This is a genomic window from Shimia sp. (assembly GCF_049116215.1).
In the GTDB taxonomy this organism is placed as follows: Bacteria; Pseudomonadota; Alphaproteobacteria; order Rhodobacterales; family Rhodobacteraceae; genus Shimia.
This window is the reverse complement of record NZ_JAGDZB010000003.1, coordinates 850,458-873,611: the sequence shown is the minus strand read 5'-3', so window position 1 is coordinate 873,611 and position 23,154 is coordinate 850,458. Positions and strand designations below refer to the sequence as shown.

At 54.7% G+C, this 23,154-nt stretch carries 29 protein-coding genes and 1 tRNA gene; 12 read left to right on the top strand and 18 right to left on the bottom strand.

Annotated features, from left to right (window positions below):
* Position 1 precedes the first annotated feature (1 nt).
* Positions 2–538 carry a tetratricopeptide repeat protein gene (locus JXR15_RS12900; RefSeq protein WP_422053608.1) on the bottom strand — a complete coding sequence of 179 codons (537 nt, stop codon included), beginning with the start codon at positions 536–538 and terminating at the stop codon, positions 2–4.
* A gap of 143 nt (positions 539–681) precedes the next feature.
* Positions 682–1,986, bottom strand: a complete 1,305-nt coding sequence (gene purB, locus JXR15_RS12895; protein ID WP_422053607.1) for an adenylosuccinate lyase — start codon at positions 1,984–1,986, stop codon at positions 682–684.
* A 165-nt stretch (positions 1,987–2,151) separates the two neighbouring features.
* Between purB and JXR15_RS12890 the strand changes: the two genes are divergently transcribed.
* Positions 2,152–2,709 carry a hypothetical protein gene (locus JXR15_RS12890; RefSeq protein WP_422053606.1) on the top strand — a complete coding sequence of 186 codons (558 nt, stop codon included), beginning with the start codon at positions 2,152–2,154 and terminating at the stop codon, positions 2,707–2,709.
* Between the two features lie 15 nt (positions 2,710–2,724).
* Positions 2,725–3,027 (top strand): hypothetical protein, encoded by a 303-nt coding sequence (locus tag JXR15_RS12885; RefSeq protein ID WP_422053605.1) that lies wholly within the window; start codon positions 2,725–2,727, stop codon positions 3,025–3,027.
* A 9-nt stretch (positions 3,028–3,036) separates the two neighbouring features.
* Here JXR15_RS12885 and JXR15_RS12880 read toward each other — a convergent pair whose 3' ends face one another.
* Positions 3,037–4,248: an alpha/beta fold hydrolase gene (locus tag JXR15_RS12880; protein ID WP_422053604.1), complete on the bottom strand. Its 1,212-nt coding sequence runs from the start codon at positions 4,246–4,248 to the stop codon at positions 3,037–3,039.
* A 179-nt stretch (positions 4,249–4,427) separates the two neighbouring features.
* On the opposite strand from JXR15_RS12880, the gene JXR15_RS12875 reads away from it, so the two are divergent.
* Complete coding sequence (locus JXR15_RS12875; protein WP_422053603.1) at positions 4,428–5,174, top strand: heme-dependent oxidative N-demethylase family protein; 747 nt, start codon at positions 4,428–4,430, stop codon at positions 5,172–5,174.
* 21 nt (positions 5,175–5,195) lie between these two features.
* Here JXR15_RS12875 and JXR15_RS12870 read toward each other — a convergent pair whose 3' ends face one another.
* From JXR15_RS12870 to rocF, 3 genes are read right to left on the bottom strand one after another with little or no spacing between them, the layout of a single operon-like run.
* Positions 5,196–6,242, bottom strand: a complete 1,047-nt coding sequence (locus tag JXR15_RS12870) for an ornithine cyclodeaminase (protein WP_422053602.1) — start codon at positions 6,240–6,242, stop codon at positions 5,196–5,198.
* Positions 6,243–7,166 carry a citrulline utilization hydrolase CtlX gene (ctlX, locus tag JXR15_RS12865; protein ID WP_422053601.1) on the bottom strand — a complete coding sequence of 308 codons (924 nt, stop codon included), beginning with the start codon at positions 7,164–7,166 and terminating at the stop codon, positions 6,243–6,245. It abuts the gene before it with no gap.
* The gene (rocF, locus tag JXR15_RS12860) at positions 7,166–8,089 is read right to left on the bottom strand and encodes an arginase (RefSeq protein WP_422053600.1); all 924 of its coding nucleotides are present in this window, start codon (positions 8,087–8,089) and stop codon (positions 7,166–7,168) included. Before rocF ends, ctlX begins: the two co-directional genes overlap by 1 nt.
* Positions 8,090–8,206: 117 nt before the next feature.
* Between rocF and JXR15_RS12855 the strand changes: the two genes are divergently transcribed.
* Positions 8,207–8,632, top strand: coding sequence for an Lrp/AsnC family transcriptional regulator (locus JXR15_RS12855; RefSeq protein WP_422053599.1), 426 nt, complete (start codon positions 8,207–8,209; stop codon positions 8,630–8,632).
* 23 nt (positions 8,633–8,655) lie between these two features.
* On the opposite strand, the gene JXR15_RS12850 is transcribed toward JXR15_RS12855, so the two are convergent.
* Complete coding sequence (locus tag JXR15_RS12850; RefSeq protein ID WP_422053598.1) at positions 8,656–9,123, bottom strand: disulfide bond formation protein B; 468 nt, start codon at positions 9,121–9,123, stop codon at positions 8,656–8,658.
* Positions 9,120–9,698 (bottom strand): YqaA family protein, encoded by a 579-nt coding sequence (locus JXR15_RS12845; protein ID WP_422053597.1) that lies wholly within the window; start codon positions 9,696–9,698, stop codon positions 9,120–9,122. Before JXR15_RS12845 ends, JXR15_RS12850 begins: the two co-directional genes overlap by 4 nt.
* Before the next feature lie 169 nt (positions 9,699–9,867).
* Between JXR15_RS12845 and JXR15_RS12840 the strand changes: the two genes are divergently transcribed.
* Together JXR15_RS12840 and JXR15_RS12835 are read left to right on the top strand one after the other, a co-directional pair.
* Positions 9,868–9,953 (top strand) — tRNA-Leu (locus JXR15_RS12840).
* Between the two features lie 142 nt (positions 9,954–10,095).
* Positions 10,096–11,058, top strand: coding sequence for a tyrosine-type recombinase/integrase (locus tag JXR15_RS12835; RefSeq protein ID WP_422053596.1), 963 nt, complete (start codon positions 10,096–10,098; stop codon positions 11,056–11,058).
* 64 nt (positions 11,059–11,122) lie between these two features.
* Here the strand turns inward: JXR15_RS12835 and JXR15_RS12830 are convergent, their stop codons facing one another.
* The 3 genes from JXR15_RS12830 to JXR15_RS12820 form a co-directional block, all read right to left on the bottom strand.
* Entirely contained in the window at positions 11,123–11,581 is a 459-nt protein-coding gene (locus JXR15_RS12830) for a GNAT family N-acetyltransferase (protein WP_422053595.1), read from the bottom strand.
* A 189-nt stretch (positions 11,582–11,770) separates the two neighbouring features.
* Positions 11,771–12,709 carry a Hint domain-containing protein gene (locus JXR15_RS12825; RefSeq protein WP_422053594.1) on the bottom strand — a complete coding sequence of 313 codons (939 nt, stop codon included), beginning with the start codon at positions 12,707–12,709 and terminating at the stop codon, positions 11,771–11,773.
* A 157-nt stretch (positions 12,710–12,866) separates the two neighbouring features.
* The gene (locus tag JXR15_RS12820) at positions 12,867–13,724 is read right to left on the bottom strand and encodes a Hint domain-containing protein (protein WP_422053593.1); all 858 of its coding nucleotides are present in this window, start codon (positions 13,722–13,724) and stop codon (positions 12,867–12,869) included.
* 1,022 nt (positions 13,725–14,746) lie between these two features.
* On the opposite strand from JXR15_RS12820, the gene JXR15_RS12815 reads away from it, so the two are divergent.
* A complete protein-coding gene (locus tag JXR15_RS12815; RefSeq protein WP_422053592.1) occupies positions 14,747–16,327 on the top strand; it encodes a tetratricopeptide repeat protein in 1,581 nt (526 codons plus the stop codon).
* Between the two features lie 482 nt (positions 16,328–16,809).
* Here the strand turns inward: JXR15_RS12815 and JXR15_RS12810 are convergent, their stop codons facing one another.
* The 7 genes from JXR15_RS12810 to JXR15_RS12780 form a co-directional block, all read right to left on the bottom strand.
* Positions 16,810–17,055 (bottom strand): helix-turn-helix domain-containing protein, encoded by a 246-nt coding sequence (locus JXR15_RS12810; RefSeq protein WP_422053591.1) that lies wholly within the window; start codon positions 17,053–17,055, stop codon positions 16,810–16,812.
* 354 nt (positions 17,056–17,409) lie between these two features.
* Positions 17,410–17,769 (bottom strand): nuclease domain-containing protein, encoded by a 360-nt coding sequence (locus JXR15_RS12805; RefSeq protein ID WP_422053590.1) that lies wholly within the window; start codon positions 17,767–17,769, stop codon positions 17,410–17,412.
* Positions 17,766–18,215: a hypothetical protein gene (locus tag JXR15_RS12800; RefSeq protein ID WP_422053589.1), complete on the bottom strand. Its 450-nt coding sequence runs from the start codon at positions 18,213–18,215 to the stop codon at positions 17,766–17,768. The genes JXR15_RS12805 and JXR15_RS12800 overlap by 4 nt, the downstream gene beginning before the upstream one ends.
* 35 nt (positions 18,216–18,250) lie before the next feature.
* Positions 18,251–18,433 carry a hypothetical protein gene (locus JXR15_RS12795; RefSeq protein ID WP_422053588.1) on the bottom strand — a complete coding sequence of 61 codons (183 nt, stop codon included), beginning with the start codon at positions 18,431–18,433 and terminating at the stop codon, positions 18,251–18,253.
* Positions 18,434–18,498: 65 nt separating this feature from the next.
* Positions 18,499–19,203, bottom strand: coding sequence for an ERF family protein (locus JXR15_RS12790; RefSeq protein ID WP_422053587.1), 705 nt, complete (start codon positions 19,201–19,203; stop codon positions 18,499–18,501).
* A 33-nt stretch (positions 19,204–19,236) separates the two neighbouring features.
* The gene (locus JXR15_RS12785) at positions 19,237–19,512 is read right to left on the bottom strand and encodes a hypothetical protein (RefSeq protein ID WP_283428076.1); all 276 of its coding nucleotides are present in this window, start codon (positions 19,510–19,512) and stop codon (positions 19,237–19,239) included.
* Positions 19,513–19,974: 462 nt separating this feature from the next.
* Positions 19,975–20,262, bottom strand: a complete 288-nt coding sequence (locus JXR15_RS12780) for a hypothetical protein (RefSeq protein WP_422053586.1) — start codon at positions 20,260–20,262, stop codon at positions 19,975–19,977.
* Between the two features lie 463 nt (positions 20,263–20,725).
* On the opposite strand from JXR15_RS12780, the gene JXR15_RS12775 reads away from it, so the two are divergent.
* The 5 genes from JXR15_RS12775 to JXR15_RS12755 all read left to right on the top strand — a co-directional run bounded on the left by JXR15_RS12775 (position 20,726) and on the right by JXR15_RS12755 (position 23,140).
* Positions 20,726–21,157 carry a hypothetical protein gene (locus tag JXR15_RS12775; RefSeq protein ID WP_422053585.1) on the top strand — a complete coding sequence of 144 codons (432 nt, stop codon included), beginning with the start codon at positions 20,726–20,728 and terminating at the stop codon, positions 21,155–21,157.
* A 187-nt stretch (positions 21,158–21,344) separates the two neighbouring features.
* A complete protein-coding gene (locus JXR15_RS12770; RefSeq protein WP_283428073.1) occupies positions 21,345–21,572 on the top strand; it encodes a hypothetical protein in 228 nt (75 codons plus the stop codon).
* On the top strand, positions 21,551–22,606 hold the full coding sequence (locus tag JXR15_RS12765) for a helix-turn-helix domain-containing protein (protein ID WP_422053584.1): 1,056 nt from the start codon (positions 21,551–21,553) through the stop codon (positions 22,604–22,606). Before JXR15_RS12770 ends, JXR15_RS12765 begins: the two co-directional genes overlap by 22 nt.
* Entirely contained in the window at positions 22,491–22,931 is a 441-nt protein-coding gene (locus JXR15_RS12760; RefSeq protein WP_422053727.1) for a hypothetical protein, read from the top strand. The genes JXR15_RS12765 and JXR15_RS12760 overlap by 116 nt, the downstream gene beginning before the upstream one ends.
* Positions 22,928–23,140, top strand: coding sequence for a hypothetical protein (locus JXR15_RS12755; RefSeq protein ID WP_294119563.1), 213 nt, complete (start codon positions 22,928–22,930; stop codon positions 23,138–23,140). The genes JXR15_RS12760 and JXR15_RS12755 overlap by 4 nt, the downstream gene beginning before the upstream one ends.
* The last annotated feature ends 14 nt before the right edge of the window (positions 23,141–23,154 follow it).

Here is a 23,154-nt window from a genome sequence, read left to right as displayed (position 1 = left end):
GTTAATAATTGAAAGTAGTGCCGGTGCGAATGGCCTCGGACAGCGCCACTTCCGGCCATCCGCCGTCGCCGCCGCGATCCCGGATTTCCTGGAGCTGCCCACGTGCCAAATCCAAGCGCCCTGTTTCTACATGCGCTTGCCCCAAATAGGAACGCGCAAGAAGGTTATTTGGGTTCTGTTTCAACGCTTTGTCGTAAAAAATTAAACCGGCATCCACGTTGCCAAGCTTGCGGTGTGTAAAGCCCCAATAGGTCAAAGCCTGATCTGAGGTTTGGTCAGACAGGGAGGCCAACAGCGCCTGTGCTTCGGATGTGCGTCCTGCATAGGCCAGCGCGCGCAACTCTTCGATCCGATCCTCATCCGTCAAAGAGCTGTCTTGCTGCGGCACACACTTACCTTTGCTTTCGCTAAAGACATTGCCCTTGGTGCAGGTCACGGTTTTAGGTTTGGGCTCCGATGAACCGCTGCCTGCGGCCCAGAGAGGGCTGGCAAGTGTTGTTGCCAACGCAATTGAAATCAGTCCGCGTGTCAAAGTCATGAGAAACTCCACTCAAAAGAAAACTCTTTGCGGATACGGTATCACGGCACGTTCGGATGCAAAAATCACGGAGCCGTCAGAATCCGGAAACAAAAAAGGCGCACCTGGGTGAATGCGCCTTCTGGTGGATCTATATCACTGTTTTAGTCTTTGAAAACACGTGCAAAGATCGTGTCGACATGTTTGGTGTGGTAGCCCATGTCAAACTTTTCGTTGATACCGTCAACACCAAGAGCAGCAACAACGTCTTCATCTGCGAGAAGCTGTTCTTGGAAGTCTACGCGCTCTTCCCAAACTTTCAGCGCATTGCGCTGCACCATCGCATAGGCATCTTCACGGGATACGCCAGCTTGGGTCAGAGACAGCAGCACACGCTGCGACATCACAAGGCCCGGGAACTTGTTCATGTTGTCGAGCATGTTCTCAGGGAAGATCAGCATTTTCTCAACCACGCCTGCCAGACGGTGCAGCGCGAAGTCGAGCGTCACAGTGGCGTCTGGGCCAATGCCGCGCTCAACAGAAGAGTGCGAGATATCGCGCTCGTGCCACAGGGCGACGTTTTCCATGGCTGGGATCACGGTCATGCGCACCAGACGGGCCAAACCTGTCAGGTTCTCCGTCAGAACAGGGTTCTTCTTGTGCGGCATCGCCGAGGAGCCTTTTTGGCCCATCGAGAAAAACTCTGCGCCTTCCAACACTTCGGTGCGCTGCATGTGGCGGATTTCGATGGCCACATTTTCGATCGAAGATGCGATCACACCCAACACGGCGAAGAACATCGCGTGGCGGTCACGCGGGATCACTTGAGTGGAGATTGGCTCCGGTGTCAGGCCAAGCTGCTCACATACATGCTCTTCCACCGCAGGGTCGATGTTGGCAAATGTACCCACCGCGCCAGAAATCGCACCTGTGGCGATCTCTTCACGGGCTTGTTGGAGGCGTGTTCTGTTGCGGTCCATTTCGGCGTAGAAACGCGCAAATGTCAGGCCCATGGTGGTGGGTTCGGCGTGGATGCCGTGGGAACGGCCCACCCGCAGTGTGTCTTTGTGCTCAAGCGCGCGTGTTTTCAACGCTGCCAGTACGCGGTCCATGCCAGCCAACAGGATGTCAGAGGCGCGCACAAGTTGCACGTTAAAGCAGGTGTCAAGTACATCGGAAGAGGTCATGCCTTGGTGTACAAAACGCGCTTCCTCAGAACCGACATGCTCAGCCAAGTGGGTCAAAAAGGCGATCACGTCGTGTTTGGTCACGGCCTCGATCTCGTCAATACGTGCCACGTCAAACTCAACGTCTTTGGCTTTCCAAACCGCGTCTGCGTTTTCCTGCGGGATCACACCCAGCTTGGCCTGTGCGTCACAGGCGTGCGCCTCGATCTCGTACCAGATTTTGAATTTGGTTTCAGGCGACCAAACGGCAACCATATCGGGGCGGGCATAGCGCGGGATCATAATCTCAGCCTTGCATTGTTAGATATTGGGGTCGCGGCCCGTTTAGACGGTGCAACCCAAAACAGCAAGGTTTTCACGCTGCAATGCGGCGTTTTCCCTCAGAAACTGCTATACAATCGTTTAGATTGAGTGTCCTATTGCCTGAATTTTTTACAGGAGGCATTTATGCAAAAGACGTTGAGGCTAGGCAGCCTGCTCTTAAGTGCAGCGCTCAGTGTCGCGCCCATGTTGGCGCAAGCGGACACGCAGGTGGTATATAGCGATCAGACCCGCGGTGTGTTTCAGGTGGATGTGCCTGACTTTTGGAAGATGCGCGTGGGTGGCCCGCGGGAGTTGTCTCCCGACGAGGGTGAAGATATCCGCGCCGTGGAACGCGTGTTTGGTTTGGAACCGGAAAGCGACCACGGGGTTTGGGTCGGGCTGATTTCGCCGCCCCGGTTCCGTTCTCTGGAAGATGCCAAGGAATATGCCCGCGATCTGAGTGGTCAATTGGCCAAAACCACCGAGATTTTGAGTGCCGAAGATCGCCGCGTTGGCAACTACCCGGCTACGGTGATCACCGGAACTGGTCGGCGTGATGGTCGACCAGTTTCGTTCAACGTGACCATGCTCGACATCAAAAATGGTCGGGTGGTGGTAGCTCTTACCATCATGTCTCAGGGCTTTGATCAAAGTGCCTTGACCGACGTGAACGCCATACTGAACTCGATCAAAGCACGCTAAGGAGGCTGGATTAGGATGTCTTTTCAGAGACCATTGAAACTTCTCGCCGCTTTGGCAACCGGTGTGACGTTGTTGAGTGCCTGCGAGAACACCGGCGGAGGTAGCTCTTCTGCCTATTACGACTCGATGATGTGGAACGACTATTACTATCGTCCATATCCACCACGCCCGGAGCGTCCTCCACGTCCGGAACATCCCATCGAACGGCCGCCAGAACGGCCAGTACACCCGATTGCACCGCGTCCACCGGTCACGCGTCCAACGCCAGCGCCGCGCCCGACACCTCGGCCCGCGCCACGTCCGTCGCCGCGACGGTGAGAGGACAGGTCACGCTAGGAGCGTGACCACTTCGCTGGATTGCTCCAAGGTGCGATGCACAGGGCAGCGGTCAGCAATTTCCAACAACCGGGTGCGCTGCTCTTGGGTGAGCGCGCCCTCCAAGTGAATTTTGCGACGAAACTGATCCACCTTCTGGCCGGCAGGGGCTTCGGCATCTGCCGCGTGGACTTTATCGTGACACACATCCACCCAAACATGATCCAAGGGCCATTTTTTGCGCCGCGCATACATGCGAATGGTCATCGACGTGCAAGCCCCGAGACCCGCCGCGAGGAACCCATACGGTGTCATGCCGCGATTGCTGCCACCATAGGCCAGCGGTTCATCCGCCAGCGTGTGATGGAAAGGCCCTGCATTTACATCTTGTAGAAAGCCCGCTGGATTGGCTTCGGAGACGCGAATAACACCCTCTGGTGCCCCAGGTGGTGGGGCAGGTGGGGTCAACTCCAAGTACCGACCCACCCAGGAAGCAATCACGTCTGCGGCGTACTCAGCATCATTGGGATTGGTGATCAAATGATCGGCGTCGTCCAGAGTGACAAAGCTTTTGGGGTGTTTGGCGGCCTCAAAAATTTGCGCCGCATTGTTGATGCTGACCGTGGCATCTCGGGGGGCGTGCAGGACAAGCAGCGCCTTGTTCAAGCTGGCAATGCATTTATTGAGGTTCTGGTTGGAGATGTCATCCAGAAAGGCTTTCCTGATTTCAAACGGCCGACCACCCAGAGACACCGTGGCTTGACCGTCGGACGTGATCTGATCGGTATGCGCGTGAAACTGATGCGCGACGTGGGCAGGGTCAGACGGCGCGCCCAATGTAACAACCGCTCTTGCGGTGCCAATTTGCGTGGCCGCACGTAACACGGCTGCGCCGCCCAAGCTGTGCCCAATTAGTAAATCCGGAGCCATCTCGCGGTCTGCGAGGTAGTCCGCAGCTGCGATCAGGTCGGCGACGTTGCTGGAGAAGTGTGTATTGGCAAACTCGCCTTCGGAATGCCCCAGTCCGGTGAAGTCAAACCGCAACACGGCGATGCCCATGCTGGAGAGGCGCGCGGCGATACGCCGAGCGGCGGGAATGTCCTTGGAGCAGGTAAAGCAATGCGCAAAAATGGCCGTTGCCAGATGTGGGCCTTCCGGCATGTCCAATCGCGCGGCCAATGAGTCTCCGGCGTGCCCGGGAAATGTGATGCGTTCGGTCGGCATGATGCGCTCCTGTGTCGTGGCTGTTTCAATGTGGGCTGGAAATGCGGGGGAGCAAAGCCACTGCTACACAATCTCACAGCAAGGTGACTTGATGAGAGAACTGCGGAACGCAGCGGCACATGAATTTGTTAATGTCAGGACGGTTTGGCTGCGCTACCCCTGTTGTCATGACAGAAATTTTGCAGACTTCCATTCCATATGACGCTTTGGCCGAGCGCCCTCTGCCGGGCATTGCGCCCTTAAACCTCGAAGATTGGTTGATCGTTGATGGCGCCTACGACGTGCAAATGTCGTTGCGAATCAGTCTATTGTCGGAAAAACCTGATCTGGTTTCTGCTTTGTCGGAAGAGGCGTTGCCAGCGGCGCAGGAAGTGCTGGCCTTGGCGCTGGAGCAACTGTCAGGACGGGCTGATTTCGATGTCGGGCCGCAAGAGGTGCGCTGTCCGGATGGTCGTGTTGTTGCAATTGATCGCGCGCAGCCGCTGCGGACACTTGGACAGATCATTCAGGAAGACATTTGCCTGATGCAGAAAGTCGGTGATGAACATGTTCTGACCGGTGCAGTGCTATGCTTTCCAGCCAGTTGGACCTTGTCCGAGAAATTCATGCGTCCGCTGATCGGTATTCATGTGCCCGTTGCGGAGTACGACGACAACATCGCCAAACGTGTTCAACGGCTGTTTGATGGCGTGCGGGCGGGGCGGCCGTTGTGGCGCAAGAACGCGCTTTGGTACGACGATTCATCGCTGTTTACACCGCGCCCGGAAGATGCGCCACGAGACCCTGTGCCCGCTAAAGACGGAGCGTACCTGCGCTCCGAAAAGCAATGCATTTTGCGTTTGCCGAAAACAGATGCAGTGGTGTTCTCGATCCACACCTTTATGGTGCGAAGAGAGCAGGTACTGCATGCGCCCGCGGCCCAGTAGAGCAACGGGCGCAACCAAGATTTAGGCTTTTGCCCGTTGCAACATTCCGAACAGATCCCGGGGATCGTCGGGATCAGCCAGCATATCCAGATCTTCATGGAATGGGGTTTCCGCCACTTTGTCACGAATATAGCGCAACGCTGAAAAATCCTCGATCGCAAAGCCTACACTGTCGAACAACGTGATCTGACGCGCGTCCCGACGGCCCTGTTTCTGCCCGGTGATTACCTGCCACAGCTCGGTGACCGCAAAGTCCGGGGCCATCTGTTGGATTTCGCCCTCGATGCGGGTCTGTTCCGGGAATTCCACAAACACGTCCGAGCGTTCTAAAATGCCTTTTGCAAGCTCGGTTTTCCCAGGGCAGTCGCCGCCAATCGCATTGATGTGCACGCCGGATCCGACCATGTTGTCGCTTAGGATAGTGGCATTTTGCTTGTCCGCTGTGCAGGTGGTTAGGATCTGTGCGCCCTCAATGGCTTCTTGTGGCGATTTACAGATCACCACGTCGATGCCTGTACCTGCAAGGTTGGCCGCACATTTGGCGGTCGCCGCTGGATCTTTGTCGTACAACCGCACTGATTTGAGCCCGAGGATGGCTTTCATCGCCAGTGTTTGGAACTCAGATTGTGCGCCGTTGCCAATCATTGCCATCGTGTCCGCGCCTTTTGGGGCCAGGTATTTGGCCACCATTGCGGATGTCGCTGCCGTACGCAGCGCGGTCAGGATGGTCATCTCGGTGAGCAAGACAGGATAGCCCGTATAAACATCCGCCAACAAACCAAATGCAGTGACGGTCTGCAGCCCTTCGGCGGTGTTTTTTGGGTGACCGTTTACATATTTGAAGCCGTAAGCCTCACCATCGGACGTCGGCATCAACTCGATCACGCCCACATCAGAGTGGCTGGCAACCCGTGGGGTTTTGTCAAACAGCTCCCAGCGGCGGAAGTCTTCTTCCACATATTGCGTCAAATCTCGGAGCATCTGCTCAACACCAATATGATGTACAAGCCGCATCATATTGTCGACCGAAACAAAAGGAACGAGTGCTTTTTCAGAGGGTTGTGTCATCTAGTTAATCCTCGGATTGCGGCGTGTCAGATGCACGCCTGCCAACATGCAGCGCACAGAGCCGCCGGCTGTTTCAATGGTTGGGATGGAAAGCGGCACCAGCTTGGCCGTCTCTTCGATGAGTCTGACTTGCGCGGGTAGCAGCGCGTCCGCGGCCGTCTGTGACAGGGCCAGCAGACGCCGTTTGCCAGTCAATTCGATGGCGTTTCCGGCAAAGGCCTCGATCTGCGCTTCGGTCAGGTCAATCACCTGCCGACCCGACTGTTCCAGGCGGTCACGCACCATGGCGCGGCGGGTCGGATCCACAATCATGTCCAAACACACCAGCGCATAATGAGTGCCAATGCCCATCAAAACGTTGGTGTGATACACACGATTGCCCCGCTTATCACGCGCTTCAAACACCAGAGGCTCATAGCCAAAATGCGTGCAGAACCGCTCCAGAATAACAGGATCAGCCCGGTTGGATTCCACCGTATAGGCAACGCGCTCAATGTGGTCGAGTACCATGGCGCCGGTGCCTTCCAGCGCCAGTCCGTCTGCCTCTAGTCCGGAAAAGTCGATCACATCTTGAACGCGATAGTCTCGCTTCAGCATCTCGATTACATCCATGCGCCGTTCGGCCTGTCGGTTTGATGCAAACATCGGATAGACTGCCACGTGGCCACCGGCATGGGTTGAAAACCAATTGTTCGGAAAGACGCTATCCGGGGTGTTGTCGGATTTGTCTTCAAACACATGGACTTGCACGCCGGCACCCCGCAGCTCGGTAACCGCAGTGTCAAATTCTTTGCGCGCTTTATCGGCCACTTCCTGACCTTCCGCTGGCATCTGGAACGCGTTGTCGCCACGGGTTTCCGGGTTGCTGCGGAAATGGTGCGGACGGATCATCACCACTGCATCTGGCGCTTGTACCTGGCTCATCAGAAACTCCGGGTCGGTCGGTCAAACACGCGACGGCCAAGGGCGGAGGCCGCGAGATCCACCATCAGCTGCGCGGTGCGTCCGCGTTCGTCCAGAAATGGATTGAGTTCGACAAGGTCAAGTGAGGTCATTAGCCCACTGTCGTGAAGCATTTCCATCACCAGATGCGCTTCACGTACAGTCGCTCCGCCCGGGACAGTTGTGCCAACTGCGGGCGCAACAGACGGGTCCAGAAAGTCCACATCCAACGAGACGTGCAACATGCCGTTTTGCGCGGCAACATGTTCCAAGAAAGCCGCCAAGGGGCGGGCGATGCCGTTTTCGTCGATCTCTCGCATGTCGTGACGGCGAATTTTGGTGGCTTGAAGGGTTTCCCGCTCCGCATCGTCCACAGAGCGCAGGCCAATCATACAGATGTTTTCTTCCGGAACCGGGTTTTGCACGGCTGGAAAGGCGTCAAACCCACTGCGCCCGGCAAAATACGCCACCGGTGTGCCGTGCAAGTTGCCGCTGCCTGTGCTCTGCGGTGTGTGGAAATCGGTGTGTGCGTCCAACCAAAGGACAAACTGCGGCCGGCCCAAGGTGGCGGCGTGGTTGGCAACGCCAGCCACGGTTCCTGCGGACAAGCTGTGATCGCCACCGAGGAATATTGGAAAGCCCGTCGCCATTGCCGTTTCCGCAGCTTTCGTGAGGGCTTCGGTCCAGGCCACGGTTTCGTTGAGCGCGTGCAGTTCATCGTCTTGCGCGTCTGGCTCAAACGGGGCAGGGCTTAGATTGCCCAAGTCCTGTACCGTGTGGCCCAGGTTTAGCAAGGTTTCACCCAGTCGGGCGGTCCGGTAGGCATCTGGCCCCATCAAACAACCGCGACGGCGTTTGCCGCTGTCGACTGGAGCGCCCACCAACAGGCAGTTTTTCTGTGTCATGTTGTGCCTCATGTTCCGCGATTTACGCAAAATCCTTCCGAAATGGGTTGATTTACACCCCTCAATTTGCACATAACGAGCAGTGACTTTCCAAAATGGCGATGGGGGATGTGCAAAATGGACGACATTGATCGAAAGCTGATATCAGCTCTGCGCCATGACGCACGTGCGTCGCTGTCAGACCTTGCGATTGACCTAGGCGTGTCTCGTACCACAGTACGCGGTCGGATCGAGCGCCTACGTCAACGTGGTGACATTGTTGGTTTTACAGTTGTACTACAAGAGGACGCTAAAAGCGACCCGGTGCGCGGCTTGATGATGCTTGGCATTGAAGGGCGGGGCACAGACCGGATCGTGCGCCAACTGACCGGACTTACCGCTGTGCGGGCGATCCACAGCACCAATGGGCGCTGGGATCTGATATTGGAGCTTGGCACCGATACGCTTGATCATTTGGATGTGGTGCTGACCCAAATCCGTCGGTTGGATGGGATTGCCACCAGTGAAACCAACCTTTTGTTGTCGACGCGCAAATCTGGGTAGCGACCTGCGCGCCGTATGGTGTGTCAGGTCAGATTTTTGATCGCGTAAATCCAAAGCAAACCGGCGCCGAGGGACAATAGTGCGTTGTAGTTTGCCATCGACAGGCCAAACAGTTCCCAAGGAATTTCGTCACAGCGCACCAACGGCGCTTGCATGATCTGATTGAACAGATCGTCGGCGCTCATGTTGGATACATCTGAGCTGGTACAGGTCGACGGACCTTCCCACCATTTGCGTTCGACACCGGTGTGATACAGCCCAACAAACCCGGACGCAGCAGCGCCCGCAGCGGCCAAATAGGCAAACACACCGATGCCCGTCAGGATGGCCAGCAGCCCTGCACCAGCGGCCAGCCAATGCGGGTAGCGTTGGTAGTAACACAGTTTGCAAGGTGGCATTTCACCAATGAATTCAAACCCCCACGCGCCAAGGATCATGGCCACGGAAAAGCCGGTCAGCGCGACAAACGCCAGTTTTTGTGTCAGTGTCATAGGTATTTCACCGCAAGGAAGCCGCCAAATAGCAGGATGAGGAAAAGGGTCGCGACCAAGCCAAGCCGCTGTTCGATAAAGTCACGCACCGGTTCGCCAAATTTGCGCAGCAGGGCAGCGACAAGGAAGAAACGGATGCCGCGCGCCAGCACAGAGGTGGCCATGAAGGTCATCAGCGGCATGTGGGTAAAACCCGACATGATGGTGATGACCTTGTACGGGAATGGCGTCACACCAGCGCCCAAAACAGCCCAGAAACCGAAGTCGTTGAAGCGTGTGGAGAACTCTGCCACTGCGTCCGCTTTGCCCAGTGATTGCAGAATCGGTTCGCCGATTTGTTCAAATGCAAAATACCCAATCGCATAGCCAAACAATCCGCCAATCACTGACGACACCAGCGCCACCACTGCGATCAACCAGGCGCGGTTGGGACGTGCCAGAATCATCGGGATCATCAAAACGTCAGGTGGAATCGGAAAGAAGGAGCTTTCGGCAAAGCTGACAATTGCGAGGGCCCATAATGCGCGTGGATGATCCGCTAGACGCATGGTCCAATCGTAGAGGCGTTGCAGCATAAAATGTCTCTGTGGCCTTATGTTTTTGTTCCATCCTGCGTAGGCATTTGCCTCTGGAGTGCAAGCAAATAAATTGTGATCACGTCTCGGTTCGCAAAGTTTCGCGAATGAAAAAGAATTCGTTTTGTGTCTGGACCTTCTTCAAAACCTTGGCTAAATCACACCCGTGGCCCAAGTGGCGGAATGGTAGACGCAGGGGATTCAAAATCCCCCGCCTTCACGGGCGTGAGAGTTCGAGTCTCTCCTTGGGCACCACATACCTCCGTAAAAATGATTAGATCGGCGTAAAGTCGCGCAATACCAACGGCTTCCGTGTTGAAGTTGTTGCGACGGATCAGCCGTAACTGCCAGTATTGCGTAACCATTTACGCTTTTCTTACGCAATCGGTTACGCATCATGGCGACGTTCAGAAAGCTCAAATCGGGGTATCGGGCAGAGGTATCTCGCAAGGGCAAACGAAAATCGAAAGTCTTGCCTACCTTACAGCAGGCCAAAGATTGGGCGGCTCGCACTGAGTATGAGATTCTGCACAGCGATAAAGTCGCGGCCAAAACCCCGTTGGGTGACGTTCTTGACCGCTACGCCAGGGAAGTGAGTCCCGCCAAGAAAGGGCATCGTTGGGAGGTCGTGAGGCTGGAGAAGATCCAACGAGACAAAATCGCTGGTATCAGTTTGGGTGAACTCTCCGCTGGGGATTTGGCTGACTATCGGGATCGTCGGCTTCGCGAGGTGACAGGAGCGTCTGTTCGGCGAGAAATGGTTCTGCTGTCTTCTGTGTTCAATGTGACGCGAAAAGAATGGGGCCTGATGTCCGAAAACCCACTTCAGGATGTTCGCAAGCCGCCCCAATCAGCAGCCAGAGACAGGCTGCCTTCAGCTGAAGAAATTGAGCGCATGCGGTACGTCGCGGGCAGAGATTTGACAAAAGCAACGGCGAGAGCGTTTCACGCCTTTCTGTTTGCTGGCGAGACGGCCATGCGGGCAGGGGAAATCGTTGGATTGACCTGGAAGCGCGTTGATCTGGACCGCAGGGTCGCCACACTGCCTGTAACCAAGAATGGTACGTCCAGAGAGGTGCCGCTGTCCTCCTCGGCGATCAAGCTATTGCAGGATTTGCCGGAGCAGGATCCTGTCTTTGGGCTTACGTCGCGCCAGTTGGATGTTCTATTCCGCAAGTCCCGCAAAACCGCGGGCGTGGATGATCTAACGTTTCACGACTCTCGGCACTACGCGATCACGCACCTGGCCAAAAAGCTGGATGTGATGGATCTGGCGCGAATGGTTGGGCATCGAAACCTCTCCCAGCTGCTCACGTACTACAATGAAAGTGCAGAGAGTTTGGCCCTGCTGCTGGACTGACTCGCTTACTACAAGCAAAATAGTTTTGTTGGATCAGATGCGGTGCGCAGCAGGGAAAACAGACCTACCTAACTTTGTAGCATTTGCTGATCAGATCGCCTGGTGTGCGATAGGTACTGAACCCCATGGCATCATAATATGCCAGAGCTTCAGGGTTGTCTGCTGCGATAGTGGCGTCGAGCATTGGTAGCGAGGCAATTACTGCGGCTTTGCGTGTCTCGTTGAAAAAAGTGCGTCCGATGCCTCTTCTGGCGGCGGATGGACGGATGTGTGTTCCAATGATGCCCCAGCCGGGTTTGACACCCCAGTTGTTGTCAAAGACGGCACGTTGAAGTGATTGGAAGCCCAGGAGCTCTCCATTTTCTTCAGCAACAATGCAAAGAACCTTGTTGCTGTTCTGCAAATAGTAGGAAAGCACCAGTGCAACTGTGTCGGGGCTCCTGCGTTTCCCCGAAGCTTTCAGCTCCTTCAGGACGTTGCTCAATCGCTCGGCGTCACTAACGATAGCGTGTCTAATGATCATGAATTTGCCTTTGTGACGTCGCCGTTTCTGCAGCGAGGAAATGGATTGGTGGAAGGGCTAGCATCGAAGTCATCCGCTCAATTCGTGCGGCAAGGAGAGAGCAGGTGGACGTGTTGCTAGTTGTTCCCTTCCGGTAATTAATGCCTGATTGGCCGATCAATCAGTTCGAAATGGCGGAGGATCCGTCGGTTAGACGATGTTTAAATGCCTTTGTTTTGAAACGGTTGTGTCTTTGGGGATTAGCTCTGGGAAAAATTGAAACAGTTCGTCGCGCTGGCTGTTACACAAGCCTTGAAGCGACGGGTCTTTAGGCTGGAAGCACTCAATCCAGATGCCATCGATTAGGACCAGCTCGTGACGTTCGAACATAAAAGGCGTCCAGCAAAAACTAGAACAATCCGCAACGCTGACTCCAGCGAAGCTGGTTAGGTATTTTGCTGCTACCAAGAAGCCGCGTTTGGTTTTGTCGGGCCCATTCAGTTGGTTCGTAACCAATACCCGTGTGTTTGACCCGACCAAAACATCTCTGTCAGGCAGCCCATTTCCCAAAGCACCCTGTCCGATCAGAATGGGAATAGACTTAGGATTGATCTTCAATTCTCTTTCGCTGATTTTTCGATGCCCGATCCAAGAGATCTCTTGAATTCCGTTTTCTCGAGTAATCACTTGATCGCCACACCGAAGATCGGTGATCGGCTTTTTGCCCAATGGGGTCGCAATCAGCTTGCCCGGCGTGCAATTTGGCGTGGCAATTTGACTGATACTAACTTGGTCCAGCGCCGAGCGGGCTTTAATGGAAGACCAAAGGAACCGGCCTCCCTGCAGGATGCTGCCGTCTGTTGGTACGAACAAACTGTGTCCGCCATTCTTGCTGTCTAGAATAAAGGAAATACCTTTTATTTCCAGATAACTACCTCCAATTTCTAACCCAATTGTGTCGCCCTCGAAAATTTGGGCCAGCTCCATGCCGAGAAGAAAGTCGTTGTTACAATTTGGAGATATGGCCGTAACCGTGCCATCGGAATCGCAGACGGAGACTTGCATATTGATTGGTACAAGAAAGTCGCCGGGAGGAATGCCTCTTCGGGTGTCTAAACAATAAAACTGGACAGTGTAACTTGTGTGCATTTTCACCTCATGTTGCTGCTTGATAGGTCAAGAGCGTCCAAAACCTGTTTCCTTTTGGGGATGTCTGATCGCGGCATTGATGGCTGCGTCGTAGCGGCTTCGGCTCCGCGTTGGCCCGTATTGAGGCCTTGTGAATTTCCGGCTTCTCAACCTGCATTCATCCGGGCGAAACCCCCTGAGCCAAGAGCACGCTGGTTTCGAACTTTTTTAGAGACCGCCGGGCCGATGAAAACTTGCTTCTACCGATTTCGGTTGCGAGTTCCGGGAACAGTTCGAGGATTTCCGTTCGCTGGCTCTTGTCCATGCCACACAGGGTTTGCAGGCCCGGTTGAAAGCTCTCGCTCCAAAAACCGTTGGAGAGCACCAGCTCGTGCTCATCAAACATTAGATGGATGTAGGTGACTTGCTCACATTCCGCACGTTCAACACCCTCCAGCTCAGTGAGATGATGCGCGGCCACCAGGACTTCATGCTCTTCAAAAAACAGTTGAGCATTGGCGGAGGAAAACAAAACCCGATGTTGAGGTGAAACCCACGTGTCCCGATCTGGCAAGTGGTTACCCAAAGAACCTTCCATGATTAGAATCGGGCAATGTTGCGGGTTGCGTTCAAGGTCCTGTCTCGTCAGATTTTTTCGCCCAATCCAATTGACGGTAAGTGCGCCGTTATCTCTAGTGACAACTTTATCTCCGACCTCGAGGTCTTCAATTGGACGGTCACCTTGCGGTGTGAGGATTTGAGTACCCGGAGTAAAGCACGCTGGAGGATACTCGTCTCCATCGAGAATTGAGTTATACACTTCCAAGGTAAAACCATTGCCGGAGCGCCCCGGCTCGGTGCCTCGCGGCTCAAATGGGCTACGTACTGGCCTGGTCCCGTCATCGGTGTTTCCGGCGTCCACCGAAGGCCGGCTTTCCGACATGGTGCCTTGAGGTTTGCGTGGTTCCTCTGGGTCATCGTGGGCCTCGAGATACCTGTCGAAACTCTCAATTATAGGGTTCTGTGTGCGTGACATTCTGATGCTTTTCATCGGCTGTTGGCACCCTCATTGCGCCAGCAAGGCGAGTGCTTGGTTTGCCAGTCCATGGCGTTTTTTGTTCGGTCTAATTTGAGGGCAATGGACGTTGTTCGCGCCAGTACGCGACCGTTATCCCGGGGTACGTAACGCAGCTGGCAATACTGTGTTCACACTTTCGCTGGGCGGCGGTCATCGATGGATTTTTGTTGTTTGAAGGTCTTTGGCTGCTACTGCGCGCTAAAAAATTGGGTTTGAATTTGTGTTTCTCGTGCGTGGTGACAAGCAGCGATGGACGAAGTTGCGCCCCGGCAGTGTTGCATGGCGTGACCTGATGGGGCGAGGTTCGTCCTTGTGACACCAAGGAATTTGGGCCTATGCCGTCAAAACAATTTGTCCGTTCGCCGAACAAATTCGCGTTTATGTCGGAAGTACGTACCGGTTAGTCGCAAACTAGTAACCCATAGTTCGCCAGATTGGCTTTACCAGACGGCAACAAGGTATCAGGTTGCAGGCGAGTTTGGTCGCCCATGTCCACGGGGTAGGCGCAAGCGAGCGTAACCGGCGACGGCAAGTTATCTCGAGTTGCTCGCGCCGTTGAGGGCTTGGTTGCTAACCGAGGGAAAGCCGAACCTAAAATGAAACGTAGTGCGACGAATGTGACGTGCTTCGTTTGAGCATCAAAAAGTAGTTGCCACTTTCTTTGAGCAGGAATGTGGTTCGCAGACACAACTCTCTCACTTCGGGGGGCGTGTCGCGCGGGTGCTTGAATGAACCGTACCACAACAGACAGAAAGCGCGTGCAGATGACACCGGGTAAAAGAACTAGGTCCATTTGGATCGTTCCATATTAGAGCAAAGCGTTCACTTTCTGCTAGCCCAATGGCGAGGCCCTGGCATTTGTAGCCGTTCTGTCCTTCGCCACTAACACGACCCATTGGCAAAATCGCAACTCATGTACCAAAGGACATAGGCCGATTTGAACCAAGGTTCCGCCACCGATCCAAGCAAGGCCTTGCGCAATGAAGACACCTTTTTCCGAAGAACAAAGAGCCGCTATCACTGAGCATCTTGCAATCTTGCAGAGCACCAAAGAATTCGCAAAGGGTTCCAGGAAGTACCGGATCCTGGAGTATCTGATAGCGGCAGAGGTTGAAGGAAATGGCGACCGCTTAAAAGCATATGCCATTGGTGTTGATGTTCTGGATCGACGTGCTGATTTTGATCCATCAGAAGACAGTATTGTTCGTGTCGAAATGGCGCGCCTGCGGACAGCTTTAAGTATTTTTTACCACACGCACCAAACCGGCCTAAAGATTGAAATTCCAAAAGGGACCTATCGCCCGGAATTCCATCAAATCAGCGCTTTAGAGAGCGTTGCTGAACAGGAGGATAGCGGTCGTTGGCGCCGGCTATGCATGCAAGCTTACCTGGTTTGCTCTGCAGTCCTGGTTGTTGGGTTGATCGTCTTTCTGGTTTCTCATCTTCGGTCGATGGAACCGCAGAGAGTGGTTGTCGATCGTCCCATGGTGCGTGTTTCCGGTGACTTCTCAACGGAGGAGATGTCGCATGTGCTGGAAACACTGTCTGGCTTCAAAAACATCTACACAGTTCTGGATCGCTTTTCAGATGATACTGCAGATTACAGGGTCTCGTTTTCCAAGGCAGAGAATGGCACGGCCGTACAGGGCAAGGTCATTCATTCTCCGAGTGGTCAGATCGTATCGTCGGCTGCTTTTGGGCCAAACCACCATGACAGCGCAGATGATCTTGAGAACTGGCTGTCCGGCCTCGCACAGTTGAACGGCGTGATTGAAAAAGACTACATGAGACGGGGCGAGTTCGGCCCGATATTTCGCTGTCGCTACCTGACAGAGACCTACTTCGGCAATCAGACGGATGCAGCGCATTTGGAAGCGCGAGATTGTCTCTTGGAGCAGATTGAGAAGGGGGAGCGCAGCGCGACCCTGTTTGCAAACCTCGCTTTGATCTTTCGCGAGGAACACAGCGACAAACGTAACGCCATGCCAGGAGATCCTTTATTCCGCGCAATGGAGGCGGCAAGAACGGCCATCGACATCGATCCCTTTGACGCCAACAACCACTACGCTCTGATGACAGTGCTGTTTGCGATGGGAAGTGTCCCTGAGGCGATCAGTGCTGGCAACCTCGCAGTAAAGCTTGGTCCCCTTGATGGGAGTATCTTGGGAGGGTTTGCCTCTCGTTTGGTTTCCGTTGGTCACTACGCAGAAGCGTTGGAGATGTTTGAGAGATCGATGGAGCTGAACCCTGGTCAACTTCACTGGAGAAACTACGGAGTGTTCCTCGCTCAAATCGGGATTGGAAACCGGATAGGGGCAGCAGAGGTTAGTCCGACTCTGGAGGGGTCAAACAACCCACTGCTGCTTGCGGCCACTGCCATTGGTATGAACATCTTGGGCCGTAGTGAAGAGGCTCAGGCAAGGTACGAACAGCTTCTAACCTTTGAGCCAGATGTTAGAGAAATGTACGAGCGCCGTAAGTACGATGCTGGCTTGGTGGCAGCGCTGATGGAAGAGATCGAGAGCCTTGAAGGAACTCGGGTCAGCCTTCAGCGCCAGTAATTACTTAAAGCGGCGACCCTGGAAAATCCAATGTTCCCGGACTGCTGCCAGTACGATCAGGACAAGTGGCAGTACGCCACCGATCAGCGCATATGAGACTAGGGCGGAACTAAGCTCTGCTCCGTTCGTCAGTTGATGCCCTGAATAGAAAGCGGCCAACACACTAAAAACAAAAAAGACGCACAATGCCATTGTGCAACCCTCCATTACGTATTTGTTGTATTTGCTTTCGGCCCAGTAGACGACAGTTTTCTGTCGGCTTGGACCGAGACGGTGTGTCGATCATGACCTGCCAGGTTTCACCTGGTTCTTTGGCATGAGTGGCGGTGGTTCGGTCCCATGTTCCGAGTCTGAAGAACCATTCGGTTGAGTTGCGCAACCGACCTCAGTCCAATGGGTCATGATCGACAATTGGACTTTTCCACTTGGCGGGCGCCCAAAACAGTACGTACGGGGTACGGACGCATGACGACGGGGTACATTCAGCTGATGCGGACGCGTTTGCTCTTGCCGCTGCCCCTTGCCTCAAACTCTCCCAAAGCGATTTTGCGGCGGATGGTGCTTTCGGAACATTCCAGATGGTTTGCTGCCGCGGTGACGGAAAGCCATTCAGGTTGCGGTGAGACAGTCGACGTAGACAGCATGCGTTCCAGGCTATCTAAGCGATCGTGCAGCCTTTCCAGCGCATCCGCGTCCACTGCGATCAACTGTTGCGTTTGAACATTCATCTCAGGTCCTCATTGTTTGAGTGCGGGGAAGGTCACCAACCCTCGCGATGTGTTTTTGCAAGGGCTTCCACCTCAAGTGCGGCCTCGGCGATCCGTGGCAGCGCTTGGTTCGCCAGATAGACAGTGAAGATGCCAAAGCAGACTGCGAAGGCCAGCAAGGATCGTGTGTGTGGGGCCGGTCTCCGTTTGGGCTTGTGCTCCCATGGGCCGGATGATGGTCTGTTACGGCTCACCGCGCGTTCCAGTCGTGGCCGTGTTTTCGATCACGCCTTACCGATCGGTAACACGTTGAAAGTCGCCTTTTGGGAAGCTCTATGAGGCCTGTTTGAAGGCGGAAGTGGTGTTTGAATGTCGTCACGCCGCTTCTCCTCTCAAAAGGATCAGACCGGAGGCGCGGCGGCGCTGCTGAGACAGCATTAGGGCTCTTAGGACGTCGTCCCAGCCAAGAGCGGCGTCTGCCCATTTGCTCCGCTGATCAAGAATGCTGTGGCAGGCGTCGCAGCCATCGATCAGGAAGAGATCATCGACCTTCTGAGCCGCTCCAGCGAAGTTGAAGAAGCGCGCGTGGCAGCCGGACGACCGCGACGGGTCAAACGTGCAGATGCCTGGAATGCGCAAGGTACACTCAGCTTGCGCAGAGGCGCTGCGGATCGGCATGGATTTAGCGGGCTTCAAGCCCTTCTGGTAGATTGGACGGCCACAAAGATTGCTCATGCGGCCACCCCGAGGATGCTGTGACCCCAATCCAGTACGGCTTGCTTGCTCGCCTGAAAGCGCTCCTTGCCCATGGCCTTGTAGCTTTGGCTGTGTGGAGTGGAGCAGATAACGAAGTTTTTGCGCACAATGACGAGGGCGTAGCCATGCGCCTTGCGCGCCAGATTGGCGATAACCGGTGCGGCTGCACATGCTGCCGCCTTGCTTTCAAAAACGATGGTCTCTGTGTCGCAATGACCGGTAGCGATCAGGCCGTGCTTGCGAAACGCGTCGGCGCTTTTTGCGTAAGGTGCGCTTGCTTGGTGATGGGGGAGATTGGCCCACAGGTCATTGATCTCGGCAAACTGTTGGTTGTGGCTGGCGCGGCTGCGTTGTTGTTCGCGCAGTTTGTCGGCAAGGGCGTCGGCATAGGTTTTGGGAACCCATTCCTCACCATCGATGACCATGCTGGCAGGACGTAGGTTTAGTGGGTGCTGGCTCATTAGTTTGCTCCCAAGATGGTTCGTTCAAGGACCGCGTTTGACAGGTCGTCTGGATCAATTCCGTAGGCTTTTCCGACCTCCTCAAAGAGCGCGGTATGATTGGCTCCCTGTGGCGATTTCATGGCCGCTTCCTCGCGCGAGAGGTATTCATCAACTGCTTTAGGTGTGTTTTCTAAATGCATGACTTTAAACCTTAAAGCGGGATTGGGGTATGTCGTTTGGAGCGGGTTTTGGGCCGTGGCCCGCGTCAGGCAGCCTCCGCCTCATAAGAAGCCATGCAGCTTTGGAAGCAGTCGAAGACATCTTGGAACAGGTGGTTGTGCTTCTTGTCCAAGGCCTCAATGATCTGCTCGCGTTTGTTCCAGATGTTGTTGACGCCTTTCGCGGTTTTCATCCCGCGCATGTCGGCAATGATCTGCGAGGCAAACGCGTCGGCCTTCTCAGCGTCGGTCGCGTCGTCTGGCAAGTTGTCCAATACCCCATCGATCCAAGCGTCCTTGAGACCATTCGAGATTGTGCGGCCTTCGTTGCGGCCGGTGACACTCAAGTCGTCTGCATCGACATCTTCGTCTGCAGCAACTCCGATCAAGGCGGTCAGAGAGTATCGGCGTGCATAGGTAAGCGCTGCCCCGACCTTCTGGATGTTGTTCATGCGACCTGTACCGTCCTGGACAAGAGGGTATCGGCTGACGAGGGTTGCGCCAGTCTCATGGGCAACAGTGGTTTCCAGCTTGTCACCCGCGATCGATTGAAAGATCGAGAGCCCGTTCTTTGAGAGGATAGGGCGCACGGCGCGGAGAATGTCAGCGATGTCTGCGTACTTGTATCCGTGGCCTGTCTTGTTCTTTGGGATCTCGGGGAACTCCCCTTGGGCTTTAGCCAGCGCTGCATACAGCGGCCCCATGTTTGGGGCGGCGCGTCGATCCGCTTTGCTCAAGATGTTGGATGTCATAATTCGTTCCTTCAAAACTGGAGCGGGCAGGGCTTACGCAGCCTCTTGCTCGCTTTCCTCAATGCGGTTGATTGCGTCGAAGCCGATCATCTTTTCCGTCCACTCGCGGGAGCGGTAGATCTTGGTCACGCCATCATCGATGCTGATGCCATCGACGGTGATGAAGCCGCTGGTGTTGGTGGAGAGGTAGGCAATGACTTCTTCGCCGTTTTCGTTTTCCGGATCGAATTCTTCGACCCAGATATCGGTCACATCGACCTCGAGTTCGGCGTTAGTCCAAGATGGTGTTTTGATAGATTGATACTGCATTTCACTACCTTTCCAGATGCCGCGATCTGCCACTGCGTCTTCGGCGGCCTAACTGTAGTGTAGTGAAAAACACTAATATAGGTCAAGTATAAAATAGTGAAAAACGCTAAAATGTGGAGGGCAGTTAACAAGACCGGAAAGGTTGCCTGTCAAATACACCGAGCCTTGGGCCGACTCTTTGGGCCCATGGATGGCTGGTGGGATTTTATCCATCGTGGTGTTTGTTCGTGCCCTGCGAAACTGAAGTTAGTAACGGTGTTACATGGGGATGTACCGTCGCAATAAACTTGTAGCTCATATGCACGCGCAGAGAGCGCATGCGGAATGCGGGGCTAGAGTTGTCCATAACGCTGCTGATGCTAGAGCAATGTACGAAGTCAAAAGAGCAGCAAAAATAACCAACTTGGAACGTCTTGGCCGTTGGTGCTTATTCTTTTGAAAACAGCAAATTACGTGAGCTTGTTAAGCTCCCTTAGCTTTGAGGAGTTTTAGCGCAAAAGTCTCAACTAGGGTTTGGTCGTTTTCGTCCAGTTGAGAGACTGTCTTGATCAACTCAGCCCAACGATCGTCGTCTTCTTTCTGGAAGAAAGCTAGGGCGCCAGGAACCTCTTTGGCTTGAACGCGTCGCTTCCCTTTAAGGATTTTTGACAGCTTGTCGCTATCGATACCCATGGCTTCGGCAAGCCGGGTTTGTTCCCCGTGTTCACCGGTGAGCCGTTCCATCAACCATTCCGCGTTTACTGTTTTCATGCTGCGATAATTGCTTTTTTGTGTCTGAACTTGTATCGCGAAAAACGCTAATTTATATATTGACCAAATTAGTGAAAATCACTAATTGAAGTGGTATGGAACCGGCAAGCAGCATAATTGAGAGATGTGGTGGTCCTGCAAAGGTAGCTGACCACCTCGGAATTCACCGAACACGTGTTTACGCATGGCGATCTCCTAAACGTAAAGGAGGGACCGACGGGGTAATTCCCATGAAGCATGCACAAGTTCTTCTCAGAGACGCGCATGTTCTCGGAGCATGTCTCAGTCCAGAAGACTTTTTTCGGTCCTGTGACGGGACAGCCAACCGATGATGTACTCGCAAATATCCCTATCCACATTCCAGAAGTTGCTGATGTGCCTGACACAAGCTGTTTTTTAAGAGGTTTTCTCCCTCTCAAACTGCACGCACGGCACTCCCTTCACAACAAAAACGGGTTTTAAAATGTCTGATCTTCTGTACGCCAACATGTTCCGCCGCCTTGTCAGCAAAACTGGTGGGGTAGAGGCCGCCTGTGCCACGGTTTCTGCGTTGCTAGGGCATGAAATCTCCAAGGGGACGATCTCTCGGATCCAGAACGGTTTTGCCGCAGTGCCGATGTTGTACGTCTATGCTCTGGAGGACGCGACAGGCGACTATCGGTTTACAAAACTGCGCGCCAAGGAAGTCGAAGACCGCGTTGCCGCAAAAGAAGGCCAGTCAATAACGCGGCTTGCTGGTGAAGTCGGCAAGGAGGCTGGTGAGGCTGTAAACGCGCTGATCCTTGCGGCTGAGACCGGCGATCCCAAATCCATGGCAGAAGCTCGTGTTGAAGTGGAAGAAATGCTTCACGCTGGAGAGACCGCGCTTTCCACAATCGAGAAGTTGAAGGCGTAATGTCTGAGCCGCTACGCCCCAAACTCACTTCAGAAGACGGGTATGCCGTAATACGCATCCCGCTGACCGAAGTGCATGGGTTACGCGTAGCGCTCAATGAATGCCCGTGTGTGGCACCCAAGTCTTCCAGAACAAAATCAATCAGAAAGCGGCTAGCGATAGCCCTCGGTAGGCTGGAGGCGAGGTGATGGCAGTTATCCAGAAAGAGGTTATGCGCCGCCTCAAGGAAGGTGAAACGCTGCTCTGCTCACTTCCAGTGGGCGACAGCGCGACAGATAAGCCGGTCTACTTTTTGTCCGGAGGCGGGCGTGTGACCACGGCCACTTACCACAAGCTGACGTCAGAAATGGAAGCTGTTTCGCCGGGCCTGTTTGAGGACTTGGAGCCTCAGGAATGGCGTTGGGTGGAGAGATGAGCAACCTCGTCACCTCAATCCTTCGAAGCAAGAACCTCGGCGTCGGACTGACAGCCAAGTCCGTAATCCTGTTGATGGGCGATATCGCCAGCGACGAAGGGCAGGGGATATGGGCTTCCAAGGGCACAATGGCGAGAGAATTAGAGACCACAGAGCGCACTGTTCAGCGGCAAATCTCCGCACTCGAAAGCGCAGGCTTCATCGAGGAAGTAGGCAAGCGAAGACACAGAAACGGCTTCACAGTCGAGTACAGAATTTGCTTAAGCGTTGTGTCCAGTTGTCCAAATGCAGGCGGCAAATCGGTGGCGGGTCGGCATTCGACCCCCGACGGTATGTCACCCCAACCCCCGACAGTCTGTCACCCCATGGCCGTTACCCCCGACGGTGTGTCACCGGTACCCCCGACAGGCTGTCACCCCACGGACGAGACCCCTGACAGAGTGTCACCGGTACCCCCGACAGGCTGTCACCCCACAGACGAGACCCCTGACAGTGTGTCACCGGTACCCCCGACAGAGTGTCACCCCATGACTGTGACCCCCGACAGTGTGTCACCCCAAGATACGACAGTGTGTCACCCCTCGGCGGGCACCCCCGACACAGTGTCACCGGTACCCCCGACAGAGTGTCACCCAAACCAAAATAAACCATCCAATAAAGTTAATAATATTAGTGAAGGGCAAAAGATCAGCGATGCGCTAACGCGGTTCGCTGGCCTCGATGCGGTGTCTAGTTTCGTCGCCTATCGCCGGAAGATCAAAAAACCACTCACGGTCACGGCGGCCAAGCGACTGGCCGAGCAGCTACGCCAAATCGAGGCCAGAGGTGGCGATGCCTCTGACGCCCTAGGACTCGCCGAGGAACGCGGCTGGCAGTCCGTCAAAGCCGATTGGTACTTCAACGAAAAAGGGCAGGGCAATGACCAACGCTCCCGCAGCAGTTTCCAAGCTTCCAACACCGACCCCACGACTGACGCAATCGCTATCGCCGCACGAAGTCGAAGACCATCGGGCCCGGATCGCGTTCGAGGTTGAAATCATCATGCAAGGCTACTGGCAGGCTCCACTTTCGCCCGAAATGAAAGGCGCTGTTCTGGCCGACTGGTGCGACGAACTCGAGGACTGGCCGCAAGATCAGGTGCGGGCAGCGCTGCGCGATTGGCGGCGACGCAATCCGTCTAAGAAGCCTAATCCGGGGCACATCTCAGAAATCCTCAAAGCATGGCGGGGCAGGGACTACGTGGCGAGCCTGCCGCCCAAACAGGAAGCGCCTCGAGGAAAGCGCTGCGGAAAGAAACGCGCCGAGGAAATCATTGCCGAGGTTGGTTTCCAGCTGAAGAGATTTGGAGGTGAGCAATGAGACTGGTCTCAACGATCTACAGCAAAGGGCCGGACGAGCGCGATCACGCGCAGCTGCTGAAGAACCGTGACAAGGCCCGCGTGGCGCTCTGGCACAAGGAAGGCATCGCCGCAATCGACCCGAAAGAAATCAACGATGATTGGATCAAGCAGATGGTGATCAACATCGCAACCGAGCAGTACGGAGCGCGCAAAAATGGGGAAGGGTGATCGCCGCGGGAAGT